The following is a 25,907-nucleotide window of genomic DNA, read 5'->3' on the forward strand; positions in this document are numbered from 1 at the left end:
ATTGCCCGTAAATGGAAGGTCGCGCGATGAGCCAGATCCTCAACGTTACCCGCAACGACGACGGGCAGTTCGAAATCGTCAACACCGCCGGCAAGCTCGTGGAAGGTCCGTTCGAAACAAACGCTGCCGCGTGGAAGGCCCTTGATCGGATTGACAACGACGACGCCAGCCGACCGGACAAGCGGCGCAGCAACAAGAAGGTGCTCTGGGGCAAGCCGGAGAAGAAATCGAAGAAGCAGCGCCGTCGGGAAAAGCGCCTGGCCGAACACCAGCACGGCAAGATGACGCCGAAGCAGGAACACCAGATGAAGGTCAACGCTGCAAAGGCTGTGGGCTGGGTGCGCACGGTGGCCGCCGCGAAGTTCGATCCGGCTGCAAAGCGTGCGTATCGAGATCACAAGCTCGGCACGTTCGGCGCCGCATCTGAGGTCCGCAAGATCGATCCCGCCCAGTATTTGGCCGAGAAGGCGGCAATGGGTGAGAATTGAACCGATCACCCAACGGCATCAACGTGCACCGCTTCCTTGAAGGCTACGGCGTCAAGGTGCTGCCGTATCATCTCAAGCGCGACCCGCGACCGGCCAACGTGGTATACGGCGGCCGGGAAGTTGCGCGCCTGCTGCGGAAGGACATCGACAGGACCGGGATAACCGTCCGATGCATCCAGGCGAGCAACCCCGTTTGCTTCGATGATACCTATCTTTGGTCGATATGGCGGTTTCTTTCCGTCCATTTCCCCCAGAGCGAGGCAAGGGCAGCGATTGGCGCGTTTTCGACCATCGATGTTGCCGAGATCAAGAAAGCCGCTCTGCGCCTCTCTGTGGGGGCCGGTGGATCACTCACAAAACAGTCTGTCGCTATCGGTATCGAATTGGCGCGCGCCATTCTTCAGAAGGAACAAGCCGCATGAGCAAAAACGCATCCATAACCGAAGCGCAGAACGGTATTCTTGAGCGACTGATTGAAGCGTTCGAAACTGATATAGCCCTGCCGGTGCGCGTCGGCCCGAAGGCCTTCGGATCGTCCATGCCGGATTACATCCACACGCCGGCCGAAAACTTTGCTAGAGAGCGGGAAGACATCGCAGAAGGCGGTCAATGGAAGAAAGACATGGTGGCAGCCGAGCGCCGTCGAACTGAACGCCGCGCCAAGTGTTCAAGAGAACGCATCTCGCGGATGGAAGAGGCGTTTGACTGGATCAGGCGCTTCATCTGGGACGATGACGTCCGCCAAGTGCTGCTTGCCTACGCAGAGGTAAAAGCCCGCGGATGGGATTGGAGCCGGTATCTAACCAACCGGAACCGCCGCAACCCGCAAAAAAAGGCATGGGTTAAACGAACGGTTCAGCGCTGGATTGTTCGGTCATTACAAACAATTGAAAGTAATATCCACCAGAGTGGAGCAATCTGGTCCTTGGAGACAGGTTTACAGGTGGCCCATGACGAGGCAAAACACACGGGCAAATCAATAAGATCGGGTTTGCGTTCGTGGACATCACCCGAAGAAATGCCCGCTGCATAGCGGATGAAGAGCCGGGGTCCACATGGAGTTTTGAAACGGATGTTTTCCGATTCGGACGCGGTTTCACCGCCATCGAGCAGATCGAAAGCGCGATCGGATGTAACTCATAGCGGGTAAAGAGCCCATGACCGGCGCAGGCCATGGGCAACTTCCTCAATCCGCGAGTGGCTTGTCAATAAATTCAAAGGTTGTTCCGACAGGCTGGATAATAAGCATTGTGGTGTCTGACTTAGCTACACCCTGATATTCAAACCGACCACATCTGTAGTCGGCTAGAGGACCTACTGTTCCGCCATCTGAAAACGTTATCTCGCCTTCCAAAATCAGGTGAACAACATCATCCGTATGTTTATGCAATGGTATTTCTGCACCGGACTTAACCTTCACAACTTGAACTTCCACCGGGCCGCTGATGTAGGTGGCGAGATCCAATCCGGGTACAATGTTGTCAAACTTTAGCTTCGAAGTGAAATCGCTCATTAAAACCCCCTGTTGTTGTTGCTCGACAATTTTACATTGTATTTTTTAATTGCAACAGAAATATTGGCGGTTCGTCTTGCTAAACGAATATGTCGGTGTAGAGCAGCCCGGTAGCTCGCTTGGCTCATAACCAAGAGGCCGCAGGTTCAAATCCTGCCACCGCAACCAGTTCAGGCCTGTCAAAAGACACGGTGGAAGCACGTACAGCAGCGAGTGGTAGCTAACTCGCCATTCCGACAGCCGGATAGCAACCGGACGGACTTGCTGGAAGGCCTGAAATAATTCGCCCAACAGGGAAACGGAATGCGAGGCGGCGCTGGCTGCCTCGTATCAAGGATCAGACGAACAAGCGTAATTTGACATGTTGTAAGCGTGCCCGCTCGGGCTCCATTCTGCACAAACGGAGCAGCGAACTAGACGCGCCGCATTGACGACGCGCTTTGTCCCAACCAGCGTGTGGAGGATAAACGATTTGTGGTGTCCAGCATCTATAAGTGCGGTGAACACGAAGTCGTACATTGAGAGCTTGTGCCCATTTGGGCAGGCCCCTGACTGAAAGTAATACGGGGTATCTCCTAGGGTTCCTGGTAGGACGTCTAGCAAGCGCTCTATCCTTGCTTTTACGTCACTGCTCGTCACCTCAAATTTATTTGAGTCTTCTAGTTCATGGTCCGAAACGCGTTTCTTATTAAATTCAATCTCTTCCATAGACTGGACGGAGTTGTAGTTCATACCCACGCTCCTTTTGGTTTAATCCCGGGTTGCTACAGAAGCCAGCGCTCAAGGCCGAGGCTTGAGGGGAATTTTGCAATGCCTGATCGAAAGAGTCGATCCCCTCGCAAGTATGAACATGGCGCGTCATGAGCTTGTGAAGTTCTGGCACGAGGTTGTCGACACTATTAAACGCGCAGAGCCAGCCCCATGACCACCACCGAGCAAGAGCGGGGAAAATCCTTGTGCGGTCATTTCTCGAAAGGGTCAGAGACGAACCTTAGGAAAGCGTCCCCGTCGTTTGTTGACCTCTTAGCGAGTAAGCTTGCGCTAGTCCCCATCGCGTTCATGCTGCCCGTATCCGCTAAGCCCTCTCGGTCTAACTCTGCCAGTATCCGTTTGAGCCCCGCATAATCTATTACCGTTGAAGGGATAGCTTTTTGCAACCCGCTTAGCTGAGACCCCGCGTAAGTATTCTGCGCAAATTCGCGCATTTCAGGAGAAGAGATTGGGTCTGATAATAAACTCAGCACCCTGATGTGAGCGGGGCTAAAGCGGTCTATGTACGAGAAAAAGGAACCCCTGAGTAGTTCATCGATAGTTTGCCCCGCGGCGATGTTCAGCACCCCATTTCGGAGGGCTTCTAACTTCTCATGACGTGAAGTCTTCATGGCGGCTTGGGTTGCTTCGAAGACGGCAGAAACGAAATCCTCGTTTGCCTCAAGTGAGGCGGGGTCGAAGCCATGAAGCCGCTCTTCAAGGTCCCGCAGACCAGCGCCCACTCTCTCAAACCATTCGTCGCGTCGCTTCTGCAGCGGGGCGGCGACAAAACGCTCAACCAGTTTGCCAACGGCATAACCCCCGCCGGGGACCAGCGAGGCAGCAGCGTCGATAGTGGTGCGAGCGACTTCGTAACCGAAGCTTCTATCGTCACTGTTTGGATAACTAGGAAGTTTGTCACCCGACATGCCAGTTCTCCGCAATCCGCGTCATGAAATGTTTGCCCAAGCGCTCGCTAAAGGCGCCACCGGTACGGATGCATACTCGCAAGCCGGTTACAAGGGGGCAGGACCGCCGCCCCTAGGTTGTCAACAAATGTCAGATCGTGGCGCAAAGCAAGGCAAACCGGATCAACCTAACGGGATACCAGAATGGCAGATGGCGAGAGAGGGCGTCCAACGGCATACACGCCGGAACTCGCCGCCCTGATACTGAACCAGATCGCGGCAGGAACAAGCCTTCGCAAGATTTGTGAAGCGGAAGACATGCCAGCCGAAAGCACGGTGAGGCTTTGGGCAACAGAGGATCGCAACGGTTTTTCTGCGCAATACACACGCGCAAGAGAGGCCCAGATGGATGCTCTGGCCGAGGATTTGCTTGAAATCGCGGACGATGACGATGCCGACGTGAACCGCGCGAGGCTTCGTGTCGATACTCGCAAATGGCTGATGAGCAAGATTGCTCCGAAGCGGTTCGGGGATCGCAAAACCCATGAGGTTAGCGGCCCGAATGGCGGGGCGGTCAGAGTTAACGTGTCTGGGATGAGTGATGAACAGTTGGCCGCACTTGAATCAGCGCTCGTTGGACTTGCCGCTACCGCCGTTGCAGATGCTGGAGGTAGTGAGGTCGGAAAGGCAGAAGAGGGAAGCGAGGCGTAATCTCGACCGCGAGCTTGAACAGACAGGGGCGTCTCTGTCGTCGTTCACGAAGGCGGCGTGGCACGTCCTTGAGCCTGGGCAACCTTACAAGCACGGTTGGCATCTGGACGCCATCAGCGACCATCTGGAGGCGGTTACAGCAGGCCATATCACGCGCCTGCTGATCAATATTCCGCCAGGCACAATGAAGTCGCTTTCGGTTGGAGTGATGTGGCCTGCATGGGAGTGGGGGCCGAAGGGTTTTCCGCACATGCGGTATCTCGGGACATCGCATAGCCATCCGCTTGCCATTCGCGACAACCTGAAAATGCGGCGTCTTGTGGCGTCGGAATGGTATCAGGATCGTTGGGGCGAGCACGTCCAGCTTATGGCTGACCAGAACGCCAAACTGAAGTTTGAAAACACCGCCACTGGATTTCGCGAGGCGATGGCTTTCACCGGCCTTACTGGTTCGCGTGGTGACAGGGTACTGATCGATGACCCCTTGTCAGTCGACAACGCGAACTCTGATACGCAGCGAGAGGCGGTCAATGATACGTTTCGGGAATCGGTGCCAACACGCCTCAATAACCCGGATAGCTCTGCAATCATCGTGGTGATGCAGCGCCTGCATGAGAATGACGTGTCTGGCCTGATCCTCGCAAATGATTTCGGGTATGACCATCTGATGCTTCCGATGGAGTTCGAACCGGAGCGGCGCTGTTACACGTCTATCGGGTTTACAGACCCGCGTAAAACTGAAGGGGAGCTGCTGTTCCCTGAACGATTCCCGCGTGAAGTGGTGGAGCGCGATAAGAAAATCATGCTCTCCTACGCCGTCGCTGGCCAGTTTCAGCAGCGTCCGGCGCCAAGGGAAGGCGGGTTATTCAAGGCGGAATGGCTCAAGCCTTGCCAGATGAAGGATTTGCCGAAGAAAGAGACGCTGACGATTTACGGCGGTTCCGACTATGCGGTGACTGCCGACGCCGGCGACTACACGGTTCATGGGGTTGTTGGCCTCGATCCTCAGGGCCGCATGTGGCTGCTAGATATCTGGCGCAAGCAGGCCTCATCCGATCATTGGGTGGAATCGTTCTGCGACATGGTTCTTGAGTGGCGGCCGATCGGATGGGCCGAGGAAACGGGACAGATCAAGTCGGGCGTCGGGCCGTTCCTAACGCAGAGAATGCGGAAAAGGCAGGCGTATGTCGCTAGGGAGATGTTCCCTACACGGGGTGATAAGGCGATCCGAGCGCAATCGATACGCGGCAGAATGGCACTGGATGGCCTTTATGTTCCGATTGACGCACCCTGGTATGAGAAGTTTGCCTCTGAATTGCTGACGTTCCCGTCGGGCAAGAACGACGACCAGGTGGATATGCTCGGTCTTATCGGCCAGCTGCTTGATCGGATGTATTCCAAACCGGAACCTGAGCCCGAAAAAGAAAACCGTGTGCGCGACTGGTTCGAAGAGCCGGAAGACGATGACGATTCCCCAGATTGGAAAGTAGCCTGATGGAAGACATTCAGTTTCACGGATGGCTCATCGACATGTTCACCGACGCCGAAGACGGGTCTGACAAGTCGAGGAAGGGCGCGGAAAAGTACCTCGACTATTACAACAATCGTCAATGGACCGAGCGCGAAGCTGAAATCCTGCGCAAGCGTGGCCAGCCGGTGGTGTCGTTCAACCTGATCCGCAACAAGATCGACTATCTTCAGGGTCTGGAGCGGCAGCAGCGCACCCAGCCGCGGGCATTGCCGCGCACGCCTATGCATGAGCAGGATTCGCAGGCTGTGACGGACTCGCTGCGCTACGTGTGCGACGATCAGGGTTATTCGGACATCAAGTCCTTGGTCTGGGGTGACATGCTCAAGGCTGGCTGGGGCGGTGTAGAGATCACGGTTCGCTTAAAGCGGTCGTCGCTGCTGTCGTCCACGACAATGACAGAACCCGATTATGACGTGAAACTGACGCGCTGCGCATGGGATCGAATGTTCTGGGATCCGCATAGCTGTGAAGACGACTTCTCGGATGCAACCTATCTTGGGCTGATCATCTGGATGGACCGGGAAGAGGCCGTGAGGCGGTACGGTGGAGGCGCGGCGGCTGTCTTCGATGAAACCGTAACCATCGCCACGACGGGAGAGACATACGACGACAAGCCGAAGTTCTCATGGGTGCACAGCGCGCGCCGCAAGCGTATCCGCGTCATCCAGATGTACTTTATCGGGCAGGATGGCCAGTGGAGTTATGCCGAGTTCACCAAGGGTGGCATTCTTCGTGATGGACCGTCGCCATGGCTGGACGAAGACGGAGAGCGCGAGCATCCATATGCTTGGCGTTCGTCCTACACCGACCGTGACAATGGCCGGTATGGTCCGATCCGCGATCTGGTCGATCCACAGGACGAGATCAACAAGCGCCGGTCGAAGAAGCTGCACCTTGATACGTCGCGACAGACGTTCGGCAACGACGCCTACAATTCGAACGTCAAGGAAAACAAAAAGCAGCTTCAGAAAGCTGACGGACACATCACACTGACCGGACCGGCCAAGTTCGGCGAAGATTTCGGTATCATCCCGACAAACGACCAGTCGCAAGGCCACATGCAGTTGCTTGAACAGGCCATGGCGGTCTTCGAGGTTATGGGCCCGAACGCTGCGATGCAGGGCAAGCAGGCTGGCCAACAGTCGGGCCGCGCCATCATCGCGCAGCAGCAGGGCGGGCAGACCCAGATGGGCTTGCTCACCGATGCACTGCGCCAGATGGACATGGATGCATACCGCAAGATGTGGAACCGCATTCGCCAGTTCTGGACTGGTGAGCGCTGGATTCGTGTTACCGACGACATGCGCAATCTTCGGTGGGTGGGGCTGAATACCAACCCGATGTCCATGCCTCCTGGTGCTGTGCCGGAAGGTGCTAATGTGTCGATGATGGAGGGCAAGCTTACTGAAGTGGACATCGATATCATCCTTGACGATGCGCCGGCCGTCGGCGCGCTGATGGATGAGCAGTTCAGCCTGATCGTTGACTTGAAGCGGATGGACACCAAGGGTGAAATTCCGTTCAAAGCGGTTATCGCAGCGGCTCCGAACCTTCGATCCAAGGGCGAATTGCTCAAGGCGATTGGCGATGCCGAGCAACAGCCACCAAACCCGATGGCAATTGCCGGGGCTCAAGCCGAAGTGGCAACACAGCAGGCCACAGCCAAGCTGAGAAACGCGCAAGCGGAAAAAGCGATGGCAGACGCCCGCCAAACCATGGCGCCATCTGACGGTGGCGCTGGGGCATCTGAGATCGATTTCGCAAAAGCAGGCGCTGAAATCCGAAACACGGAGGCCAGCACGCAAAAGATCATGGCGGAGACTGATCAGACCCGCCTTGAAACGACCCTGGCAGGGCTTGGCCCTGTTCCATGGTCGATCCTACCCGGTGCCGGGGTAAACGGGCAGCCGGTCGCAAGCCGTTAATCTGCATGGTGGTGCCGACCTGAACGGGCAACGAACCGGTGCCGGGTTTTACGGGCAATCGTACTCCCCACGAACGAGGAAAAGACTGTGACTGAACAATCGCTGGACGACATCATGTCGGGCCGGGGCGTTTCTGCGTCTTCGGATACCCAGACCGAAACCAACGCTGCAAATGCTGCAACGACCGCCGCTCCGCCCTCGGGCCAGACGACGGAACAGGGGCAGCAGAGAGACGGTCAAGGCCGTTTCGCTGGAAAGGAACAGACACCGGCACCCGGTCAGGCTGAGAACGCCGCGACCCAGCAGCCGGGACAGGTTCCTATTCAGGCACTCGACGCCGAGCGCGGCAAGCGCAAGGAAACCGAAGAGCGCTATGAAAAGAAGCTGAAGGAACTGGAAGACCGGATCGTCAGTCTTTCCCAGCCTCAGCAGCTGGCACAACCGCAGCCGAAACCGACGTTGTTCGACAATCCTGACGGTTACATGCAGGAGCAGCTTACACCGGTTCAGACGGCAATTCTGGATATGAAGGAATTCGTCTCTGAAAGCATGGCCGTGCAGTCGCATGGCCGGGAGAAGGTGGACGCAGCAAAGGCAGCAATCGAGCAGGTAGCAGCCACGCCGGACGGCCAGAGGGTAATCGCTGAAATGATCAATTCGCAGCATCCTTTCGAGGTGCTGATGAACTGGCACAAGCGACAGATGGCATTTGCCGAAGTCGGAGACGATCCCGAAGCATGGTTTCAGAAACGTCTTGCCGCAATGCAGGGCGGTCAGCAGCAGCCGCAGGCACAGCCCCAACAGACCCATCAACCGGCGGCACAGGCCGCGCCACTTCCGACCGACTTTTCGGGTGCGCCTTCGGGTGGACCGAGAGGCGGCCCGGAGTATGGCGGCCCTCGCTCGCTCACCGACATCATGAAGCGCTGAAGCTTCAAATCAGAAGGTAGACTGCAATGGCGGAAACCCGCGCTACTGAAGGTCTGATCCCGACAATCTGGGACGATCAGTTCAGTGTAGAATTCTATCAGACAAACCCGTTCGCGGCTTACGCCGGGACCGGCACCACCAATCCGATCGTGATGAAGGAAGACTTTGCTTCCAAGCAGGGCAACGGCATCACCTTCGAGTTCATCACCAACCTGCAGAGGGGTGCGATCAAGGGTAAACAGCCGCTACGTGGCCATGAAGACAAGCTTGGCGAATACGGCGACAAGGTGAACTGGGACCTTCGCAAGAAGGGCATTTCGCTCCATGAGCTGGATGTTGACCTTGCGGCGATTGATCTGCGCAAGGCGTCGAAAGGCGCTCTGAAAACCTGGGCTGACGAGGACATCAAGTTCGAAGTTATCGACCGCCTGCAGGATGTTGGCCAGAACCTCGATGTTGCTTACTCGGAAGCTTCGGCTGCCGACAAGAACACCTGGCACACCAACAACAAGGACCGCGTGCTGTACGGCAATTCGCCGTCCAACTACGTCACCGCGAACCATGCCGCCTCTCTGGCAAACGTGTCGGCATCCACCGGCAAGTTCACCAAGGAATCGGTGTCGCTGATGAAGCGTGTTGCCCTGGCTGCTCGTCCGCGCATCACGCCGACCAGCATCAGCGAGAGCGAAAACCGCCGCTTCTTCATCTGCTTCGTCAACTCTCTCATGATGCGCGATTTCGTCGCCTCCATGAACGAGAGCGAGCGCCAGCAGTCGGTTGCCCGTCGTTCCGAAGGCATGTTCCTCGGCGGTGACCGTGAATGGGATGGTGTTTTCGTTCACGAAGTTGACGACATGCCGATCCTTGCCGGTGTCGGCAACTCCGGCGCAAACCTCGCTCCTGCGCTCATGCTCGGTCAGGAAGCACTCGGTTGGGGCATCAAGTCCCGATACAACAGCCGTGAGCAGAAGGACGATTACGGCCAGGTTACCGGCCTCGGCATGTTCGGCAAATGGGGCATGAAGAAGCTCGGTTACACCATCGGTGACGCCGGCCGCACCGTCGAGCTTAACGACGGCACCCTCACGAACGTGGTTGGCAAGCAGCGCGGTCTCGTCACCGGCTACTTCGCCGCGACCGGCGATTGATCAGGAAAGGATCAGAGCAATGGCTAATCCGATTTGGACAAACCCGATCAAGCATCCTGAAGACGTTGGCGTCGGCGCATGGCGCCGGCGTGTAACCTTCGACCAGAAGAACATGGCAACGGGCGTTCCCGTCGTCACGCTGGAAAAGGGATGCATCCCGCTGCGCGCCTACGCCCGCATCGAAACGGCCTTCAACGCCGGCACCACGAACGTACTTGTTCTTGGCTCTGCCGCCGATGATGACGGACTGGTGACTTCTGCAAACGCCGCCGCAACGGCCACCGGTTTCAAGGCTGGCTCCGGTGCAGAACTCGGCGTTGAACTGGCGAATGACACCACGTTCTTTGCCAAGTTCACCCAGACCGGCACGGCGGCCACGACCGGCGTTGTTGAATTCATCGTTGAGTTCATCAATCCGCGGAACTGGGCGCACTACAGCAACAGGAGCCAGGGCGCATGAGCAAGGTAAAATACGTTGCCGGCGACAGTGGCGCCGACGAAGTGAAGGCCTTCGGCTACTCCTTCAAGGACGGCAAGTCTGTCGAGGTAAAGGACGCCGATATCGGCAGGTTCAGCGGCAATCCGTTCTTCGAGGTTTCATCGAAAGCCGAGAAGTCCGAAGACGCTGACGAACTGAAGGCCGTTCACAATGGTGGCGGTCGCTATGTCATCAAGAAGGGTGGCGAAGTGGTCAAGGACGGCCTGAGCAAGACCGATGCTGAAGCCTTCAACCGCATGTCCGACGAGGACAAGGCCGAATACGTGGCCGCTTAGACGACAGGAGAGACGGCGATGGCCGAAGAACAGGAAATCGCCGTCCTCAATCCCGGTGATGTGATCCACGCCGCAATAACGGTGCGTGGGACGGGCATCAGCGAAAGCCTGGGTATCGAGATGACAAAACCAGCACTCAACGCCTGGCAGCGCCAGCAGATGCCACGGTTGCCAGAAGGTCACCGTTTCGAATTCACAGACAGCTTTGTCGACAAGCCGCAGGGCGAGCATTCGGTAAGGCGCGAACTCACGGTGGTGAAGATCGATGAAGACAAGGCATGAACTGATTGTTGCCGTCCTTGAGCTTCATCAGGCCGATGGCGGCGCTGGGCAGGCTCCGGCACCCGAAGATATCGAAATCGTTGACAAGTATATCGACGGCCAGCTGACGGCGCTCAGCCGCAAAGGCATTCTGACGACAGAAAAAGACCGGTTCGATGATGAAGTGGTTGATCCTCTTGCCACCATCATTGCCGACGCCTGTTCGCCCAGATTTGGGGTAGCACGAAATCCAGCGTCACGAGCGGAGGCGGAACTGGCGCTCCGTCAGATAACCGCGGCAACACTGGTGCCTGAAGATGTCACGTCGAGCGAGTATTTCTGATGGTCGATATCGTTTTCCCCACCTCGACGGCTCCGGGTGCGCGGCCGGGTGAGGGATCGGGGCGACTGATCAACTGCTATGCAGAAGCGCTGGACAATGGCGCGCGCAAGCAGTTCGTTCGTCGTCGCGCTCCGGGCCTCAGGAAGGCCGCCAACACGAATTTGCACGTTGGCTGCCGTGGTTTCCACTTCCACAACGGAACGCTCTACGTGGCGCTTGCTGAAAGGCTGATGAAGGTCACCTTTGACGGCACGAATTACGTTTTTGCCGATCTCGGGAGCCTGCCAAGCTCCGGCCGGGTGACATTCGCTCGGAACAACAAGGCGCCAATCCCTGATATTCTGGTGACGACAGAGGATGACACATTCATCGTCAGCAGCACGGGCGCACCTGTCAGTCTCAATGACGGTGACTTGCCACAGGCGCTCTCTATCGACTTTCTGGATGGCTATTTCATCTGGGCCATCCGTGATGGCCGGTTCTTCGTCTCGGCCATCAACGACAAGACGGTGAGCGCGCTTGATTTCGGCAAGGCTGAAAGCCACCCCGGAGGCATTTATCGCGCCGTGGCATTCGGTGAGCTTCTTTACCTCTGCGGACCTTCCTCGATTGAGGTGTGGCAGAATGCGGGGAACGCCACCGGCTCGCCGTTCTCGCGCGCCTCGGTCATCTCTCGTGGCATTGCGGGCACGTTTGCCATTGCAGGAAACGAATACGGCTTTCCAGCGCTGATCTTCGTCGGTGACGATAATGCGGTCTACCGGATTGACGGTGGGTATCAGCACACCCGTATTTCAACGCCCGATCTCGACCGGCTGATTGAAAAGGTTGCCGACAAGTCGAAGATCGATGTGACCGTTGGCATTGCCAGCGGCCATTTCTGGGCCACAGTGACCGGGCCGGATTTCTCATGGACATACGAGGTTGCTACCGGCTTTTGGCATGAGCGCGAGAGCTACCTGGCGAACAGGTGGCGCGGTGTTTGCTCGACGCAGGCCTTCGGAAAATGGGTGATTGGCGACCGGAAAACCGGCAATGTCTGGTTCCTCGATCCTGATTATCAGCGCGAGGGTGATGATCATCTGGTGATGACTGCCATATCTTTGCCGGCCAGTGATTTCCCGAACCGTGTGGCCGTACCGCGCGCTGATTTCGATGTAATCGTTGGTCAAGGCCTTGTGAAAGGTGACGAGCCAATCGACACGGACCCGATTTGCAAAATCGCGTGGTCAGACGACGGCGGAAACTCGTTCGGAAAGCCTTTGCAGCGCTCTCTCGGACGCCAGGCTGAACATATCACGCAGGTGACCGTGAACCGCACTGGCATGGCCTCCCGCTATGGCCGCCTGTGGAAGTTCGAAGTGTCCGATCCTGTTTATGTCGGGATACTTGGTGGCGCCATGGACGGTGAAGCGAGGTCGCGCTGATGGCATCCACATTGAAACCGCTTGTTCCGCTTCCGCCACCTTCCCAGCCGCTTGTCGACACAGGCGGGCGGATGAACAAGGACTGGTATCTCTACCTGAAAGAACTCGACCGCCATCTGCGTGAAGTCGAAGAGCGGGCAACCGCAGGAGGTTTGTAATGGGGTTTTTGAGCGCATTGACCGGAAGCAGCACCGGCAAAGCCACGATGAATGCGGCCAATCAGAACAAGGGACTGATTAAAGACCTCCAGACGACGGGCAATACCATCATCAATACCGGTGAAGGCAAGAGCGAGGGCGCGCTAAACTCTGCCATTGACGCATATCAGCCGTGGGTGGATAGCGGCAGTGCCGCTAACACGATGTACGGCAATGCCTTGGGGCTGAACGGTGCGGACGGCAACGCGGCTGCTACCGGCGCATTCCAGACCGGTCCTGGCTATCAGTTCGCCCTTGATCAGGGTACGCAAGCGGCTCTGCGTGGTGCCAGCGCGGCCGGTATGCTCAACAGCGGCAATACGCTGACGGCGCTCACCAGTTACGGCCAAGGGCTTGCCAATCAGGAATACGGCGGCTGGCTTGATCGGCTGTCCGGTATGTCTTCTCAGGGGCTCAGCGCTGCCGGCGGGCAAGCGTCTGGCTATGGCGCGCTGTCTGATCTTTACCAGAGCACTGCCGGTGATCGTCTCGGGCTGGAAAGTTCTGTCACGCAGGGCCTTATGGGCGTCAACAATCAGTGGGCTCAGGGCAAGGAAGCGCAGAACTCCGCCAAGGGCGGCTTCCTCAAGGGCCTTGTGAGTGGTGGTCTTAAACTCGCTACGGGAGGTCTTTTCTAATGGCTCAGATCGCAAGCCTTCTCGTCCCTGGCGTCAGCATTCCCCAGCCTGATAACTCGTGGCTGAGCGGCATAGCCGACAGCATCGGTGGTGCAATCAAGAATGTTCGCGCTGACAGGTCGTTTAATGGCCTCGCTGATCGCATTCAGGGCACGACGCCCGCACAGCAGCCCGCTGGCGGCTTCCTGTCTGGTTTGATGGGCAAGGTCGCCGGCAACACGTCTATGCCTCTCCCCGGCGCCGCTGGTGAGATTGCGGCCGCGTCTCCCAAGGTCACAGCGACCGCTCCGGCGACTGGTGACACGTTCACGCCATTCATGAACACCATCCGGGCTGGCGGCGTGCAGAATCCTTATGCACTGGCAGCAATCGCAGCGACTGGCCGTGCGGAAAGTGGGTGGTCTGCGGCCAATGCAAACCGGACGTGGGATGATCCAAGCGAAAGCGGGAAGCCTGGCCGTGCGGGTGGTATCATGTCGTGGCGTGGCCCTCGATATCAGGCACTTGCATCGACCGGTGATTTGTCGCCGGAAGGTCAGGCACGGTTTTTCCTTCAGGAGGACCCGCAGTTGATCCAGAAGCTGAACGGCGCAAAGAGTGTCGAAGAGGCGCAGCAGCTTATGAATAACTCGTGGGCATTCGCTGGATATGATCGACCAGGGGGCGAGTCTGCCCGCCGTCTCGGTTACGCTATGGGATATCTTCCGACGTTTCAGGGTTCAGCCCCGACAGAGGTTGCCAGCCTTGATCCGTCTGCGGGGATGTCGACAACGCCGTCGCCTGTCGTAACAGCGCCTCAGGCCATCGAGGCGGCTGCCCCTGCTTCCGGCTACATTGACCCCATGGTGAGGGTGGAGCCGCGCGCTGACGCTGCGCCTTACACCATGGCCTCGGCAACAGCTCCACAGCCTCAACAGCAGCCCCCAGCCCAGACGGCGACTGCGGCGCCTCGCAACGGCATGATCGCTCAAGGCGTCACTCCCGTGCAGCGTGGCAGCGTCGATCCTGGCCTGATCCAGTACATGCTCCGCGACCGCAATCTTCGCGATGTGGGCCTGAAGCTCTGGGCGGCCAACGTCGAAGGGCAGAAGGCGACGGAGCCGTGGCAGTTCGTCACGCTTCCTGATGGAACGCTGGCGCGCGCCAACCAGCAGAGCGGCGCCATCGAGGCGGTCGGACGATTCCCGAAGGATCCGAAAGCAGAAGGTTTGGGCGGAAGTGAAGCCGGCCTTAATCTGGTCTACGGTCAGGACGCTGACGGCAATACCGTCGCCTTCCAACCGCTCAAGGGTGGCGGCGTGCGCCAGGTTGAAGTCCCGGCCGGCATAAAGCTCACTCCCGGCATTTCGAGCAACGACCTTGGTACAACGGTGGTCACTCGTAACAGCCGAACGGGCCAGGTGATAGACACGCGGGAAAAGGACGTGGCCGGTGCCGCTGAACAGACCGCTGACGGAAAGGCTCGATCTGAAGCGAAGGCCGCTCTTCCTGCCATCCAGTCGGCGTCTGATCAGATGCTGGCGACCATCGACAGTTTGGCCAACGACACATACCTGCCGAACATGCTTGGCCCGATCAACTCCCGCACGCCGAATCTGACATCTGATGCCGCCCGTGTTCAGTCGAAGATGGATCAAATCAACGGCCAGACGTTCCTGCAGGCGTTCAACGCCCTCAAAGGCGGTGGGGCAATCACTGAAATCGAAGGCCAGAAGGCTACCGAAGCGATGGCGCGGCTCAACACCGCCCAGAGCCTCGAAGACTATCAGGCCGCGCTTGCCGAACTGCGCGGCATCGTGACGCGCGGCATTGCCAATGCACGGTCCAAGGCAAACGGCTCGACGGCACCCGCCGGCAATCAAACGTCTTCGGGCGTGAAATGGAGCATTGAGGAATGACGGTTCTCAACATCGGCGGCCGGCGCGTCACGGTCGATGACAGCTTCAAAAGCCTGTCGCCGGAACAGCAGAGCGCGACAGTGGAAGAGATTGCCAAGACCCTTGGCACATCAAATCCCTCGGTTGGCCAAGACCAGCCGGCGCAAGCTGCCCAGCCGACGGTCAAGGCAACTGTTGAAAAGCCAGCTGATCCTCGCGACAGCTTTATGGGCAAGGTTGACAGCTTCGTCCGCGGTGCTGCCGACACGCTGTCCTTTGGCCTTGCCGATGAAGCCGCTGCCGCTGGAGACGCGCTGTTCAATCCCGTATTCGGTACCGGAAAGGAAGGTGGCAGTTTCACCGACCGGTATAACGCCAATCTTGACGCGCAACGCGCAACGGTTGCGTCCGACAGCAAGGATCGCTTCGGATATCGCCTCGCCGGGCAGATCGGCGGCGGCGTCACGGGCGGTGTCGGGCTGGCCAAGGGGGGATTGTCGGCAACTGCCAACGCTGTTGAGCGCGGCGCGAGTCTGGGCCGCGTAGCCGCGGCCGGTGCCGGTGAAGGTGCAGTTCTTGGCGGCGCACAGGGTTTTGGCAGTGGCGAAGAAGGTTTTCTGAACCGATTGTCAAAACTTGGAGTTGGTTCGTTAACCGGTGCTGGTGTTGGCGCCGCCGCTCCCTATGCTATAGCCGGTGGCGGATCGTTCCTTCGTTCAATCGCGTCTCCGATCACGTCGCGTCTGCGACCTGACGCCGCCGCAAATCGCGCTGTTGGCACTGCATTGCAGCGCTCGGGCAAGTCGCCGGAAGAGATTGAAAGCATCATGCGTTTGGCGGCCGATGACGGTCAGGGCGAATACGCCCTAGTTGACGCCCTCGGTCACAGCGGGCAGCGCATGCTCTCCGCCGTTGCCAGAACGCCCAACGATGCCCGTCAGGAGGTCGTAGGACAGCTTCTTACGCGTCAGGCTGGTCAGGGTGATCGACTTGCCAATGCGATTGCTGAAGGTTTCGACGCGACCGACACCGCCGCCCAGCGCGCCGCCTCTCTTACTGCCGCTCGTGATGCAGAGGCCAACGCCCTCTACACCACTGCGCGACGGGAAGCGGGCGCGGTTAATGTCACGCCGATCCTAGAACATATCGATGAGACCATTCGACCCGGCGTCAACCAGATCGTCAGCCCACGTGACCGGATCGCAAATGACAGCATTGAGGGTGCACTTACTCGCGTTCGCTCCATGCTTTCCGACGGCAACAGCCAGGTGACAGACTTCAATACCTTGTTCAGGGCAAAGCTTGATCTTGACGACATGATTGCCCGCTCGGACGCTCAAGGCGCTGGCAACAGGGCGTTTGCTCTCAACCAGGTGAAACGCCTCGTGGATAAAGCGCTTGAGGATTCCTCCCCGGCCTTCCGGATGGCAAACGATACGTTTCGCACACGCAGCAGCGTGATTGATGCTGTCACGGAAGGAAGCGCTGCAACATCCGGCCGCCAGCGCGCAGCAGATACCATTGAGCGGTTTTCGCAGATGACGCCGGACGAACAGGCCGCATTCAGGGCCGGTTATGCCGATCCCCTCATAGCCCGTGTTGAAAGTGCCGCCGGCAGCCCAACGACAAACAAGGCCCGTGCGCTCAATACACCGAAGAACCGGGAAGAGTTTCAGGCCATCGCATCGCCTGATCAGGCTGACCAGTTGGGCCGCCGTATCGGTCGTGAACAGCGCATGTTTGAAACGCTCAATCAGGCAACGGGCGGGTCAAGGACTGCCGACAATCTCGCGGACATGGACGATATCGCTAACTTCGACCCTGCCGTGCTGACGAACCTGTTCAGCGGCGGGTGGAAGGCGGCGGCTATCGGCGCCGTTACCAGAGCCTTGAATGAAGGCAAAGGTCTGCCGCCTCGTGTCATCGAAAAGGTTGGCCGCTCACTCATGACGACCGATCCAGAGCACGCTCGTCGTCTTTTGACGGTAGCGGCCAGCACGAAGATGGATGATGCGACAAAGAGAGGGATGGCCACGGCCATTCTGAACACGTTGACGACAAGTGCGACCGGTCGTCTTCCCGGCGGCAGCACGAAGCGCGCGCCGATGGAGTTAAACGTCCCGGTCAAGTGACCGACGACGCCAGGAATCGGGAACCTTGTTCCCGGTTACCTCAATCGCCCAAGCAGCCAAAACACCACCAACACCCACACCGCCAAGAAAAGACGGCCAACTGATTGTTCCGGTGATGGCATTAATAACGACCATAACGACGAGCACGGGAAACACCCAGCGCCATGGACCCGGTGTCCGGTCAATCTTCGGCTCGTTGTGGTCGTGCTCGATCTGCATGCCCGTAATCTACACAATTTGAAGGAGAAATGAAGATGTCGAAAATCAAGCGTTTCCGCATGAACACTGTTCTCTTCATCGCACGTTTGTTCAACGTTCCGATTGATGTGCAAGGGCAGTTTTTCCCGCGCCGACCTTGCGCTCCATGCACTAAGCCTTCTGCGCAGTGACGAAGAAAGATTTCAAGACATCGGGATGTGAAAAGTTTCCGAAATATCCCATCGACATGTCTGAAGGGTCGAAAATCAGGAGCAAATCATCGGCTTTGCTTAGGCCGGCAGACGCCGCTTTGATGAAGGCGGATGTCGAGAGGGGAGAGCTCACCAGGAAGAACGATGTCATTTCCTCCCAGTAACCAGCTCCCTTGGTATATACAGCATCAATGACCGACTGGCGTCTATCGTCATAAGTCTTTCCGTTAACGGTCTTGGCCGCGATGCGAAACGCAACACAATACGTAGACATTTCTTATCTCCTGAAGACGCTGTTACCAGCGGCTGCTCGAATGACCATACCGGCCGTTCGATGACGGCGTTCCGTTGAAGTACGGCGAGGTCGTATCGCTGCGATAACGGTTCGAGCCTGAGCTGCCTGTGTAAGGATTTGAATTGCCTTGGAAGGAATAATTATCGGTCACGGTCCCATTAGGACTGCTCCGGTAGTGCGGAGCGACATAGGTACCGTTGCTCTTGAAATAGCCGTTCACGTTCTGAGCGAACGACGCAGAAACGGTTGCGCAGGTCAGCGCCAGCGCGATCAACAAAGTCTTCATAATGGATACCCCCAGTTGTGGGTAGAATTAATGCACAAGTTGTATTTGGAGTCGAGTCGATAGTCTTGGCGAATTGATGACCGTCAAGGATTTCGAAGTTTTGCGGACCAAAAACAGGAATTCGAATGTATGAGGCGGTCATTTTGGGCCGCCTTTTTCTTATGGAGGCCTCAATGGCAGCATCAGATCCGTATCTGAAGGATATCACGCAGGTTGGCCCGGCCCGTTACGCGGTGGCGGTGGTTCCAAGTGACGCAAACGAACTGGCGACGGTGCCACGCGCTGTCTGCGTTGGAGCCGATGGTAACGTCGTCGTCATTATGTCCGGCAACAGCCAGGAAGTGACTGTGGCCATGGTGGCAGGCGTTCTCTATCCCTTGGCCGTAAAGCAGATCAAGGCGACTGGAACGACGGCAACCGGCATTGTGGCTGTGTGGTGAGGGTCTGACATGGCCGGCTTCTGGTACCAGTCCAACACGCAAATCCACGACCCGAACGGGCGGCCCTTTATTGGCGCGCGCGCCTATTTCTACAAAGGCGGCACGACAACGCCGATCACGGTCTACAAGTCGTTCGATCTTGGCAGCATCAATGCCCATCCCAACCCGTTGATGACGTACGGAAACGGCTTCTGGCCACCGGTCTATTTCGATGAGGCCGATGAGTTCTTCCGGGTTCGCATCACCACGTCGCAGGGTGTATTGATCGTTGATGCCGACGGCATTCCTATCGTTGGCCCGGCAGGAGGTGGCGGTGGAGGCAGCACGACCCCTGTTGACCCTGACGCAGTTTCAAAGACGGGTGACCTGAAACATCGGTACGGCGAAGGCTTCGTTCCCGGTTGGACGCGATGCAACGGCCGCACAATCGGTTCCGCCACGTCCGGCGCCACAGAGCGAGCCAACAGCGACACGCAGGCGCTTTTCGAGTTCCTGTGGAACGCAGATCCCAATCTTGCTGTCGTCGGCGGTCGTGGCGCCACGGCCCTTGCTGACTGGAGTGCGAACAAGCAGTTGACGCTCCCCGACATGCGCGGTCGAACGCTCGTAGGCCTCGACATTATGGGTAACGTTGCTGCGAATGTGCTTGTGTACGCTGCCGCGCTAGGCTGGGCGGGTGGTGTTGACCGCCACGTTCTGACCATCGCTGAAATGCCGTCGCACACGCATACCGGCTCAACGAGCGCCGATGGCTACCACCAGCATCTCATCCCGACGAACAACAACAATGATGGTGGCCCGAATGCGATCAGTGCGGGCGATACCGGCCCCAACCAGTTCGACAAGTTCACGGATGGCGCGGGCCTTCACACCCACACCTTGACGACGGATGCGACGGGCGGCGGCGCGGCCCACAACAACCTTCAGCCCTCAATGGCTGTCACGATCTACATAAGGCTCTGATATGTACGACGCTCACCTGCAGCCCGTTTCAAACCGTGCCGACTGGATCGAGACAATCGAACTGGTGGATGACGATAACGAGCAACTCATCACTGACCTTTCCGGCGTGACGATGCGCCTAGAAGTCAGGGACCGCGACCGCCGCCGTTGCCTCATTGCGACGACAGAAGACGGTCACATTGAATTCGTCGGATTCGGCGTCATTCAGTGGCATTTCACCAAACAGGAAATGTCCCAGCTGTGCGCCGGGACTTATGAAATCGGCATCACGGTCAGCCGTGACGCGATCACTGAACAAGAGCTTATCGGCTCGGTCCCGGTCGTTGATGGGGTGGTAAGACAATGACTCTCAGACTTCGCGTTTTGCCACGCTTCCCGGCAAAGATTTCCAGCGGTGCCGGCATTAAAATCGCCCGAACCGAAGGGACGGCCGACCTCGTTGTTTCTGTCGATGTGTCGGGGCTTGTCCGTGTCCCATCGGTTGTGGACAGCGACAAGGTGTTCTTTCTCGCATGGAACTCCGATCTTGATTCCTATTCGATCATGAGCTTCACGGACACTTTTCAGGCCGTGGTCGACACGACGGGCCTCATGCTCCAGTCGGTTTATGACCCACAGGGAATTCTTGAAGACGCTTTCGACCGGTCCAATCATACCGGCGAACAAGCCGTGGCGACTATCACGGGGCTACAGGCCACTCTCAATGACCTGGCAACACGGGTTACTCCGGCGCAATTGACCGCGGCCATTAACGGAATTCTGGCCGATCCGTGGGCGCTTTATCCTATCGGCGTTCCCATTCCTGCCAATATGGGTATTTCCGGATGGAGCGCACCACCTCGAAATCTGGCTTACAAATACATTGTCCTGAGCGCTGGCCAGACTGGGGCAGGAGGCTACAATCAGGGCCTGCTGACAGGGGAAAGTGTCACGGGTTCCGCCCCCAACATCAATGCAACTGCTACCATTTCCTTGGCTGGATCACCGTTAAATGGCGGCGCGGTAACACTTCTGAACACCAGCCGTGAGTATCTGCGCCCCGGCAACATAGCGGTGCAGGAAAACAGCCAGAACGCTTCTCACGTGCACACCTATACTGATCCGACGCATAGCCACAACCTAAACATTGTCGTTGGCAACACTGGAACTGGCGCGGCGTTCAACGTGGCGAACCCTGCCGCGAATGAGACCCCAACATCTCGCGGCGCGGCCGCTAACTCTGGCGTCGGGATCACAATCCAGTCCAGCGGCGGTGACGAAGCTCGACCACGCGCGCGCGGCGTCAACTATTACATGAGGATCTTGTGATGCCCTATGCATTCGAAGGTGGCATTTGCACCGATGCCCGAGACGGCGCGATTCAGATTACCGATGCGCAGTATGAGGAAGCGCTTGGCGCAATCATCGATGGCAAGGCAGTTTCGGTCAGCGGTGGGTTTGCGATTGTAGACGCGCCGGCCGCTGAAGAGCCTCCAAGTGATCCGCCGACCATGGCGGACTACGAAGACGCCATTCAAGCGATTGTCGACGGTACGGCGAAGACCAAGCTGTTTCGTGATGGTGTGACGCTCGCCTCCTACACCGCGTCGACAAATCCGGTATGGGCCGCAGAGGCTCAGGCTTTCGTCGCTTGGCGGGATGGCGTTTGGACCTATGCGTATGCAGAGCTTGCAAAGGTGCAGTCCGGCGAACGTGAACAGCCTTCCGTCACCGAGTTTCTGGCGGAGATAGAGCCGATCAACTGGCCCATCTGAAATGACCCGGCGCCTTCTCAGCAGCGCCGGGTCTTTATCGCGCGTCAGGTCGTAGAGCGCGCGACGATTTTTCATAGGGATGACGCCGACCTACGGCAACCCAAGAAATCACCCACAATCAGGAGATCAACATGGCGACTGTACGCGAGGTACAGCAGCGCTTGATTTCGCTCGGCTATCAACCGGGGCCAGTCGATAACGTGAAAGGTCAAAGGACCATTGCTGCTATCGAAGCCTTTCAGCGAGATTTTGGCCTTGTTGTCGACGGCATAGCAGGGACACAAACCCTCGCTGCGATGAAGCAGGCGGAAACCGCGCCGAAATCGAAGAAGCCAGAGCCGGATAAATCGGCAATTCAGAAGCCGGCTCCCATCGGGTCTTCGCGGAAGGATGAGGCAAAAGCGCCGCCGAACGCGGCCAGCCTGAAGCTCCTCAACACTGCGCGCCCGATCAGGGAGATGATCTGGCATTGCTCGGCAACGCGGGAAGGGCAGGACTTCACCGTCGAAGATATCCGTTCCTGGCACAAGCAGCGCGGATGGTCCGATATCGGATATCACTATGTCGTCTATCGCGACGGCCGGATCATGGCAGGGCGGCCAATCGGCCAAATCGGCGCTCACTGTGAAGGCCACAACACCGGGACGGTCGGTTGTTGCTATATCGGCGGCGTGACTGCCGATAACAGCAAACCCAAAGACACCCGCACGCCCGAGCAGCGCGCCTCAATGCTCTGGCTCACCAAGCAGTTGGGAGAGAAATTCCCAATCAAGACGATCAGCGGACACAATCAGTACGCTGCAAAAGCATGCCCCTCCTTCTACGTCCATAACGACCAGCTTTCGACGCTGGCGCGATAACCCTCCATCAAAGGAACGATCATGTTCAAGTCTCTGCTCATCGTGGCGGCGGCAGCCTTTGGCCTGTCCGCTTGCCAGTCCACCGGCTCCATCGATACGGCGATCCAAAAGAATCTCCCGCAGATTTGCTCTGCCGCCGCAACGGCGCACAGCGCATTTCTGATCGTCGCCAGCACCGGCAACATCAAACAGTCCACCATCGCCAAGGAAAGCGCTGCGTGGGCGGCTCTGGACGTCGTTTGCCGAGATCCTTCCTCTGTCACTGCCGCAACGGCACTCGTCAAGGCGGCTGAAGCCTATGCTGCTATCACCCTCGCTGTCCGTGAAGCGCAGAAGGTGGAGGGCTGACCATGCGACCCATCCATTGGATTATCGCCGCCGCTATGGCGCTCGTCTGCCTCGTGGCGTTCTTCTTCGCCCCGGCTTGGGCGCAGGACGCAGCGCCGGTCATCGCGCCTTCCTCGTGGCTCTATGAGGTGTGGACCATCGTGCAGCCCGTCGTGGTGCTGCTGGTCTCGACCGTGGGGCCGGTGTTGGTGACGTGGATCAGCGCGCGGCTCATTGCTCTCCTGAAGGTGACGGACGAAAAGCAGCGTGTCGAGATCGAAGCCAAGCTTCGCGATGCTCTTCACCAGTCGGCCACAAATGCTCTGCGGTATGCACTGAGCAAGGCAGGGGTGCCGAACGGCGTCATTCAGATCGGCGGCGCTGTCAATGATGCAGTCCTGGCAGAAGCCGCCAAATACGTTGCAGAGAAGAACCCTGAAGCGCTGCAGAAGCTCGGCGTTGATGCCAAGGCGCTGAACGACATTCTGCTCTCAAAGCTTCCGGAACTCATCCAGCAGACCAAAGGAACGCCCACATGATCGGTATCGGCGTTGGTGTCTCGATAGACGGCTCTGGCAAGGCGTGCAAAGGTGCGCGCGCCTTCAGTCCGCTGAAAACGAAGCTTGAGGCAGGACAGGATGTCGTCATCTTCATTAATGCCGACAGCACCGGATATTCTGATTACGGCCCATTTTACAAGTTCGCCGTCGCGCTTGGCGACCTGCACGATTACACAGTTTCTCTCTACCGATGGGCAGAATGGGACGGATCGGCTTCAACCGGTCCCAAGCAGTATGCCTTACCGGTTACTTTGCGCACCGGCACGGTCGGCACGCTGACGGTTTATCTGGCTGCTCTCCCCGGTCAGGTGGCCGGTTGCATGTTCGACGGTACGCGGCGCGCGAATGCGATTGATGCGATCCCCACGCCGGATCTCTGCATTCTCCACCACGGCCATAACATGCAAGCTTTCAACACGCCGGGCGGCGCAGGAACTTACGCTTCTGGTGCGGGTGTATTTCTCGGGCCGATCGGCATGACAGAGGTGCAATGGCCCGCTGTGCCGCAATTAATCACCAGTCAGAACCCTTGGCGAGACGATACGGGTTACAGCAAGGTTTATCAGGCGATTTTGCTTGTACAAGCTGCGCACCCGACCATGACGCTTGTCGACACCAATGTGCAGTTCACGTCGCGGGGAAAACCCGGGGCACTCTATCGTGACAATATCCACCCGAGTGACACGTCGGCAAACAGCGCAGGAGCACAGCTAATTTCTGATACGCTGCTCGCGGCTTATCAGTCATCCAAGGCCGCAGCCTACACAACGCCCGCATGGCCCCTCATCTCGGCGCCAAATCTCATCGATAATGGCGGGTTTACGGACTGGTCGGGCGCTGTCCCGGCAAACTGGTCGCTCGCGGGATCGGGGACTTCGTGCACCAAGGATATAGATGTCAAGTACGGTGCGGCGGCCTATTCTATGGCGCTGACGCCGAGCCTGACCGTGAACGGCCAGCTAACTTACTTGCAGAAATATCTCTCGAACACGGAAATGGCGAGGATTGCGGGCAAGACCGTCGATGTTGCCATTCTGGTTAGGGGGAGAGTCACCCAGCCCAGAGTTTACGCGAGCTTCAGCGTCCCCGATCAATCAGCATCTCCCGCCATCCGCACGTACGTCATGGGCGATTTGCTCAATTGCAAAGACGGTTGGATGTGGCTTGTCGCGTGCGGTATTCCGGTCGTCAACAACCCGGCCGAGACATGGAAATATTTGCGTATCTTCCCGGCTTTCGACGTGGTCACTCCGTCAAGCTCTGATCCGCTTAATATCCAGCGCGTTCTGGTAACTGAGGGTCTTTCGCCCAAGGGGCTTATCGCGGCTTGATTTGTTCCCCCTCGACCTATGCCGAGGCTCTTTTTTACTCGCATCGCAAGGGCTAATCATGCACCTTACTGACCTCCTCGACGCCATTGGGATTAAACTCGGTGTGCTTATCGCCGGCCTTGCTGGAGGCCTTCTGCGCGCGCTGTCGCGGCAGAAATACACATGGCGCGAAATGCTGGCCTCTCCAGTGTGTGGCGCTCTGGCGGCTGCATATCTCACCACGCCGCTCCTGCACTACCTCTACAGCATCAATTGGCCTCTGCCGGAGGATCCGATTGCAACGATGAATGCTGCGGCTTTTCTGACCGGAGCGAGCGCGATGTGGATCTCGGATCTTATTATAGAGGCGATGCAAAGATGGGTGAGGGGCGGGAAGTCTGCGTGATTGAGGTCACTACATAGCGTCAGCGTCATAACCATCGTAGAACGGCGGGCGAACTATATGAGAACATCCGCGTCCATTGGACTAAATTAGATTTTCCTCAATGAGAACATCAGCTTGCCTCTATCAAAAGCCGCTCCAGATAGCTGGAAGCGGCATGCTTGATGAAAAGAATAGAGTACGAGTTGCCAATATTCGGGAAAGTATGTGAGCTAAAAATACATCGCCCGTTCCCATGAAACGCTGAGATTAATGAAACTTGTCCTTCAGCCTGTCAATTACAGATCCAGGATATGCTTAATCGGTGAGCTTTTAGATATCAGAGACCTACGGCAAGGCCGAATAGCTGGCCACCTTCAAACAATCAGTGTCGAAAAATACAAAAGCCTTCCCCGCAAGAGCGGGGCTCGCAGGTTATCTTTATTCCGGGAAAAATCTTATGAGCTGGGTCTTCATAAGCGTATCGCGACTCGCCGCATCAAAGGAAATGCAATGTTCAATATTTGTGCGTAACTCTGCGGGCATTTCTGGTCCGCCGGCTTTCAGGAGCTTGTCGCCCATCGCGAGAAGAGCCGCCAGTTCGACACCGCATCGGGACGTAGACATAACAGTTGCTCCCGCTGGACCGGGTCGTATTTCTTCAAGGTCGTTGCTGGCGGTATAAAGCGTCAACAAATACCAGATCAGAAAGAAAGCGGACCAAAGCATCATGCTTCCAAGAACATATGCGCGCACAGGTGTTTCCC

At 57.6% G+C, this 25,907-nt stretch carries 34 protein-coding genes and 1 tRNA gene; 28 read left to right on the plus strand and 7 right to left on the minus strand.

Annotated features, from left to right (window positions below; genetic code table 11):
• Positions 1-26 precede the first annotated feature (26 nt).
• The 3 genes from CFBP4996_RS19645 to CFBP4996_RS19655 are packed head-to-tail and all read left to right on the plus strand — an operon-like array spanning position 27 to position 1,521.
• The gene (locus CFBP4996_RS19645) at positions 27-488 is read left to right on the plus strand and encodes a hypothetical protein (RefSeq protein WP_080854117.1); all 462 of its coding nucleotides are present in this window, start codon (positions 27-29) and stop codon (positions 486-488) included.
• On the plus strand, positions 485-910 hold the full coding sequence (locus CFBP4996_RS19650) for a hypothetical protein (protein WP_080854116.1): 426 nt from the start codon (positions 485-487) through the stop codon (positions 908-910). The genes CFBP4996_RS19645 and CFBP4996_RS19650 overlap by 4 nt, the downstream gene beginning before the upstream one ends.
• Entirely contained in the window at positions 907-1,521 is a 615-nt protein-coding gene (locus tag CFBP4996_RS19655; RefSeq protein ID WP_080854115.1) for a hypothetical protein, read from the plus strand. The genes CFBP4996_RS19650 and CFBP4996_RS19655 overlap by 4 nt, the downstream gene beginning before the upstream one ends.
• Before the next feature lie 153 nt (positions 1,522-1,674).
• On the opposite strand, the gene CFBP4996_RS19660 is transcribed toward CFBP4996_RS19655, so the two are convergent.
• On the minus strand, positions 1,675-2,001 hold the full coding sequence (locus tag CFBP4996_RS19660) for a cupin domain-containing protein (protein WP_080854114.1): 327 nt from the start codon (positions 1,999-2,001) through the stop codon (positions 1,675-1,677).
• 90 nt (positions 2,002-2,091) lie between these two features.
• On the opposite strand from CFBP4996_RS19660, the gene CFBP4996_RS19665 reads away from it, so the two are divergent.
• Positions 2,092-2,169, plus strand: a tRNA-Met gene (locus CFBP4996_RS19665).
• A 162-nt stretch (positions 2,170-2,331) separates the two neighbouring features.
• On the opposite strand, the gene CFBP4996_RS19670 is transcribed toward CFBP4996_RS19665, so the two are convergent.
• Both CFBP4996_RS19670 and CFBP4996_RS19675 read right to left on the minus strand, forming a co-directional pair.
• A complete protein-coding gene (locus tag CFBP4996_RS19670; protein ID WP_137396272.1) occupies positions 2,332-2,733 on the minus strand; it encodes a DUF8243 domain-containing protein in 402 nt (133 codons plus the stop codon).
• 230 nt (positions 2,734-2,963) lie between these two features.
• Positions 2,964-3,680 carry a hypothetical protein gene (locus tag CFBP4996_RS19675; RefSeq protein WP_080854113.1) on the minus strand — a complete coding sequence of 239 codons (717 nt, stop codon included), beginning with the start codon at positions 3,678-3,680 and terminating at the stop codon, positions 2,964-2,966.
• Between the two features lie 183 nt (positions 3,681-3,863).
• On the opposite strand from CFBP4996_RS19675, the gene CFBP4996_RS19680 reads away from it, so the two are divergent.
• From CFBP4996_RS19680 to CFBP4996_RS19745, 14 genes are all read left to right on the plus strand, one after another.
• Positions 3,864-4,370, plus strand: a complete 507-nt coding sequence (locus tag CFBP4996_RS19680) for a terminase small subunit-like protein (protein WP_137396273.1) — start codon at positions 3,864-3,866, stop codon at positions 4,368-4,370.
• Complete coding sequence (gene terL / locus CFBP4996_RS19685; protein ID WP_121490324.1) at positions 4,321-5,865, plus strand: phage terminase large subunit; 1,545 nt, start codon at positions 4,321-4,323, stop codon at positions 5,863-5,865. Before CFBP4996_RS19680 ends, terL begins: the two co-directional genes overlap by 50 nt.
• Entirely contained in the window at positions 5,865-7,826 is a 1,962-nt protein-coding gene (locus CFBP4996_RS19690; protein ID WP_080854112.1) for a portal protein, read from the plus strand. Before terL ends, CFBP4996_RS19690 begins: the two co-directional genes overlap by 1 nt.
• Positions 7,827-7,913: 87 nt before the next feature.
• Positions 7,914-8,756 carry a hypothetical protein gene (locus tag CFBP4996_RS19695; protein ID WP_080854111.1) on the plus strand — a complete coding sequence of 281 codons (843 nt, stop codon included), beginning with the start codon at positions 7,914-7,916 and terminating at the stop codon, positions 8,754-8,756.
• Between the two features lie 26 nt (positions 8,757-8,782).
• Positions 8,783-9,904 (plus strand): phage capsid family protein, encoded by a 1,122-nt coding sequence (locus CFBP4996_RS19700; protein WP_080854110.1) that lies wholly within the window; start codon positions 8,783-8,785, stop codon positions 9,902-9,904.
• Between the two features lie 19 nt (positions 9,905-9,923).
• Positions 9,924-10,364, plus strand: a complete 441-nt coding sequence (locus CFBP4996_RS19705) for a hypothetical protein (RefSeq protein WP_080854109.1) — start codon at positions 9,924-9,926, stop codon at positions 10,362-10,364.
• Entirely contained in the window at positions 10,361-10,678 is a 318-nt protein-coding gene (locus CFBP4996_RS19710) for a hypothetical protein (RefSeq protein ID WP_080854108.1), read from the plus strand. Before CFBP4996_RS19705 ends, CFBP4996_RS19710 begins: the two co-directional genes overlap by 4 nt.
• An 18-nt stretch (positions 10,679-10,696) precedes the next feature.
• On the plus strand, positions 10,697-10,960 hold the full coding sequence (locus CFBP4996_RS19715; RefSeq protein ID WP_080854107.1) for a hypothetical protein: 264 nt from the start codon (positions 10,697-10,699) through the stop codon (positions 10,958-10,960).
• Positions 10,944-11,282, plus strand: coding sequence for a hypothetical protein (locus tag CFBP4996_RS19720; RefSeq protein ID WP_080854106.1), 339 nt, complete (start codon positions 10,944-10,946; stop codon positions 11,280-11,282). Before CFBP4996_RS19715 ends, CFBP4996_RS19720 begins: the two co-directional genes overlap by 17 nt.
• On the plus strand, positions 11,282-12,709 hold the full coding sequence (locus tag CFBP4996_RS19725; protein ID WP_080854105.1) for a packaged DNA stabilization protein: 1,428 nt from the start codon (positions 11,282-11,284) through the stop codon (positions 12,707-12,709). The genes CFBP4996_RS19720 and CFBP4996_RS19725 overlap by 1 nt, the downstream gene beginning before the upstream one ends.
• Positions 12,709-12,867: a hypothetical protein gene (locus tag CFBP4996_RS19730; RefSeq protein WP_162936057.1), complete on the plus strand. Its 159-nt coding sequence runs from the start codon at positions 12,709-12,711 to the stop codon at positions 12,865-12,867. Before CFBP4996_RS19725 ends, CFBP4996_RS19730 begins: the two co-directional genes overlap by 1 nt.
• The gene (locus CFBP4996_RS19735; protein ID WP_080854104.1) at positions 12,867-13,544 is read left to right on the plus strand and encodes a hypothetical protein; all 678 of its coding nucleotides are present in this window, start codon (positions 12,867-12,869) and stop codon (positions 13,542-13,544) included. The genes CFBP4996_RS19730 and CFBP4996_RS19735 overlap by 1 nt, the downstream gene beginning before the upstream one ends.
• Positions 13,544-15,442, plus strand: a complete 1,899-nt coding sequence (locus CFBP4996_RS19740; protein WP_080854103.1) for a hypothetical protein — start codon at positions 13,544-13,546, stop codon at positions 15,440-15,442. Before CFBP4996_RS19735 ends, CFBP4996_RS19740 begins: the two co-directional genes overlap by 1 nt.
• The gene (locus CFBP4996_RS19745; protein WP_205529287.1) at positions 15,439-17,553 is read left to right on the plus strand and encodes a hypothetical protein; all 2,115 of its coding nucleotides are present in this window, start codon (positions 15,439-15,441) and stop codon (positions 17,551-17,553) included. Before CFBP4996_RS19740 ends, CFBP4996_RS19745 begins: the two co-directional genes overlap by 4 nt.
• On the opposite strand, the gene CFBP4996_RS19750 is transcribed toward CFBP4996_RS19745, so the two are convergent.
• The 3 genes from CFBP4996_RS19750 to CFBP4996_RS19760 form a co-directional block, all read right to left on the minus strand.
• Positions 17,533-17,772, minus strand: a complete 240-nt coding sequence (locus CFBP4996_RS19750) for a hypothetical protein (RefSeq protein ID WP_080854102.1) — start codon at positions 17,770-17,772, stop codon at positions 17,533-17,535. The genes CFBP4996_RS19745 and CFBP4996_RS19750 overlap by 21 nt on opposite strands.
• 150 nt (positions 17,773-17,922) lie before the next feature.
• Positions 17,923-18,237 (minus strand): hypothetical protein, encoded by a 315-nt coding sequence (locus tag CFBP4996_RS19755; RefSeq protein ID WP_080854101.1) that lies wholly within the window; start codon positions 18,235-18,237, stop codon positions 17,923-17,925.
• 22 nt (positions 18,238-18,259) lie between these two features.
• Positions 18,260-18,544, minus strand: coding sequence for a hypothetical protein (locus CFBP4996_RS19760; protein WP_205529286.1), 285 nt, complete (start codon positions 18,542-18,544; stop codon positions 18,260-18,262).
• A 173-nt stretch (positions 18,545-18,717) separates the two neighbouring features.
• Here CFBP4996_RS19760 and CFBP4996_RS19765 point away from each other — a divergent pair, with 173 nt between their 5' ends.
• From CFBP4996_RS19765 to CFBP4996_RS19810, 10 genes are all read left to right on the plus strand, one after another.
• Positions 18,718-18,984 carry a spike base protein, RCAP_Rcc01079 family gene (locus tag CFBP4996_RS19765; protein ID WP_080854851.1) on the plus strand — a complete coding sequence of 89 codons (267 nt, stop codon included), beginning with the start codon at positions 18,718-18,720 and terminating at the stop codon, positions 18,982-18,984.
• Between the two features lie 9 nt (positions 18,985-18,993).
• A complete protein-coding gene (locus CFBP4996_RS19770) occupies positions 18,994-19,947 on the plus strand; it encodes a phage tail protein (RefSeq protein WP_080854100.1) in 954 nt (317 codons plus the stop codon).
• A 1-nt stretch (position 19,948) separates the two neighbouring features.
• Entirely contained in the window at positions 19,949-20,293 is a 345-nt protein-coding gene (locus CFBP4996_RS19775; RefSeq protein ID WP_080854099.1) for a hypothetical protein, read from the plus strand.
• On the plus strand, positions 20,290-21,255 hold the full coding sequence (locus CFBP4996_RS19780) for a hypothetical protein (RefSeq protein ID WP_080854098.1): 966 nt from the start codon (positions 20,290-20,292) through the stop codon (positions 21,253-21,255). Before CFBP4996_RS19775 ends, CFBP4996_RS19780 begins: the two co-directional genes overlap by 4 nt.
• A complete protein-coding gene (locus CFBP4996_RS19785) occupies positions 21,255-21,701 on the plus strand; it encodes a hypothetical protein (RefSeq protein WP_205529285.1) in 447 nt (148 codons plus the stop codon). The genes CFBP4996_RS19780 and CFBP4996_RS19785 overlap by 1 nt, the downstream gene beginning before the upstream one ends.
• Before the next feature lie 131 nt (positions 21,702-21,832).
• The gene (locus tag CFBP4996_RS19790) at positions 21,833-22,561 is read left to right on the plus strand and encodes a peptidoglycan recognition protein family protein (protein WP_080854097.1); all 729 of its coding nucleotides are present in this window, start codon (positions 21,833-21,835) and stop codon (positions 22,559-22,561) included.
• Between the two features lie 21 nt (positions 22,562-22,582).
• Entirely contained in the window at positions 22,583-22,909 is a 327-nt protein-coding gene (locus tag CFBP4996_RS19795; protein ID WP_080854096.1) for a cell wall anchor protein, read from the plus strand.
• A 2-nt stretch (positions 22,910-22,911) separates the two neighbouring features.
• Positions 22,912-23,427 carry a hypothetical protein gene (locus tag CFBP4996_RS19800; protein ID WP_080854095.1) on the plus strand — a complete coding sequence of 172 codons (516 nt, stop codon included), beginning with the start codon at positions 22,912-22,914 and terminating at the stop codon, positions 23,425-23,427.
• Positions 23,424-24,779: an SGNH/GDSL hydrolase family protein gene (locus tag CFBP4996_RS19805; protein ID WP_080854094.1), complete on the plus strand. Its 1,356-nt coding sequence runs from the start codon at positions 23,424-23,426 to the stop codon at positions 24,777-24,779. The genes CFBP4996_RS19800 and CFBP4996_RS19805 overlap by 4 nt, the downstream gene beginning before the upstream one ends.
• A gap of 58 nt (positions 24,780-24,837) precedes the next feature.
• Positions 24,838-25,164: a hypothetical protein gene (locus CFBP4996_RS19810; protein ID WP_080854093.1), complete on the plus strand. Its 327-nt coding sequence runs from the start codon at positions 24,838-24,840 to the stop codon at positions 25,162-25,164.
• Between the two features lie 417 nt (positions 25,165-25,581).
• On the opposite strand, the gene CFBP4996_RS19815 is transcribed toward CFBP4996_RS19810, so the two are convergent.
• The gene (locus CFBP4996_RS19815) at positions 25,582-25,896 is read right to left on the minus strand and encodes a hypothetical protein (protein ID WP_137396274.1); all 315 of its coding nucleotides are present in this window, start codon (positions 25,894-25,896) and stop codon (positions 25,582-25,584) included.
• Positions 25,897-25,907: the final 11 nt, after the last annotated feature.

Origin of the sequence: Agrobacterium leguminum (assembly GCF_005144435.2) — a bacterium.
Taxonomy (GTDB): Bacteria; Pseudomonadota; Alphaproteobacteria; order Rhizobiales; family Rhizobiaceae; genus Agrobacterium; species Agrobacterium leguminum.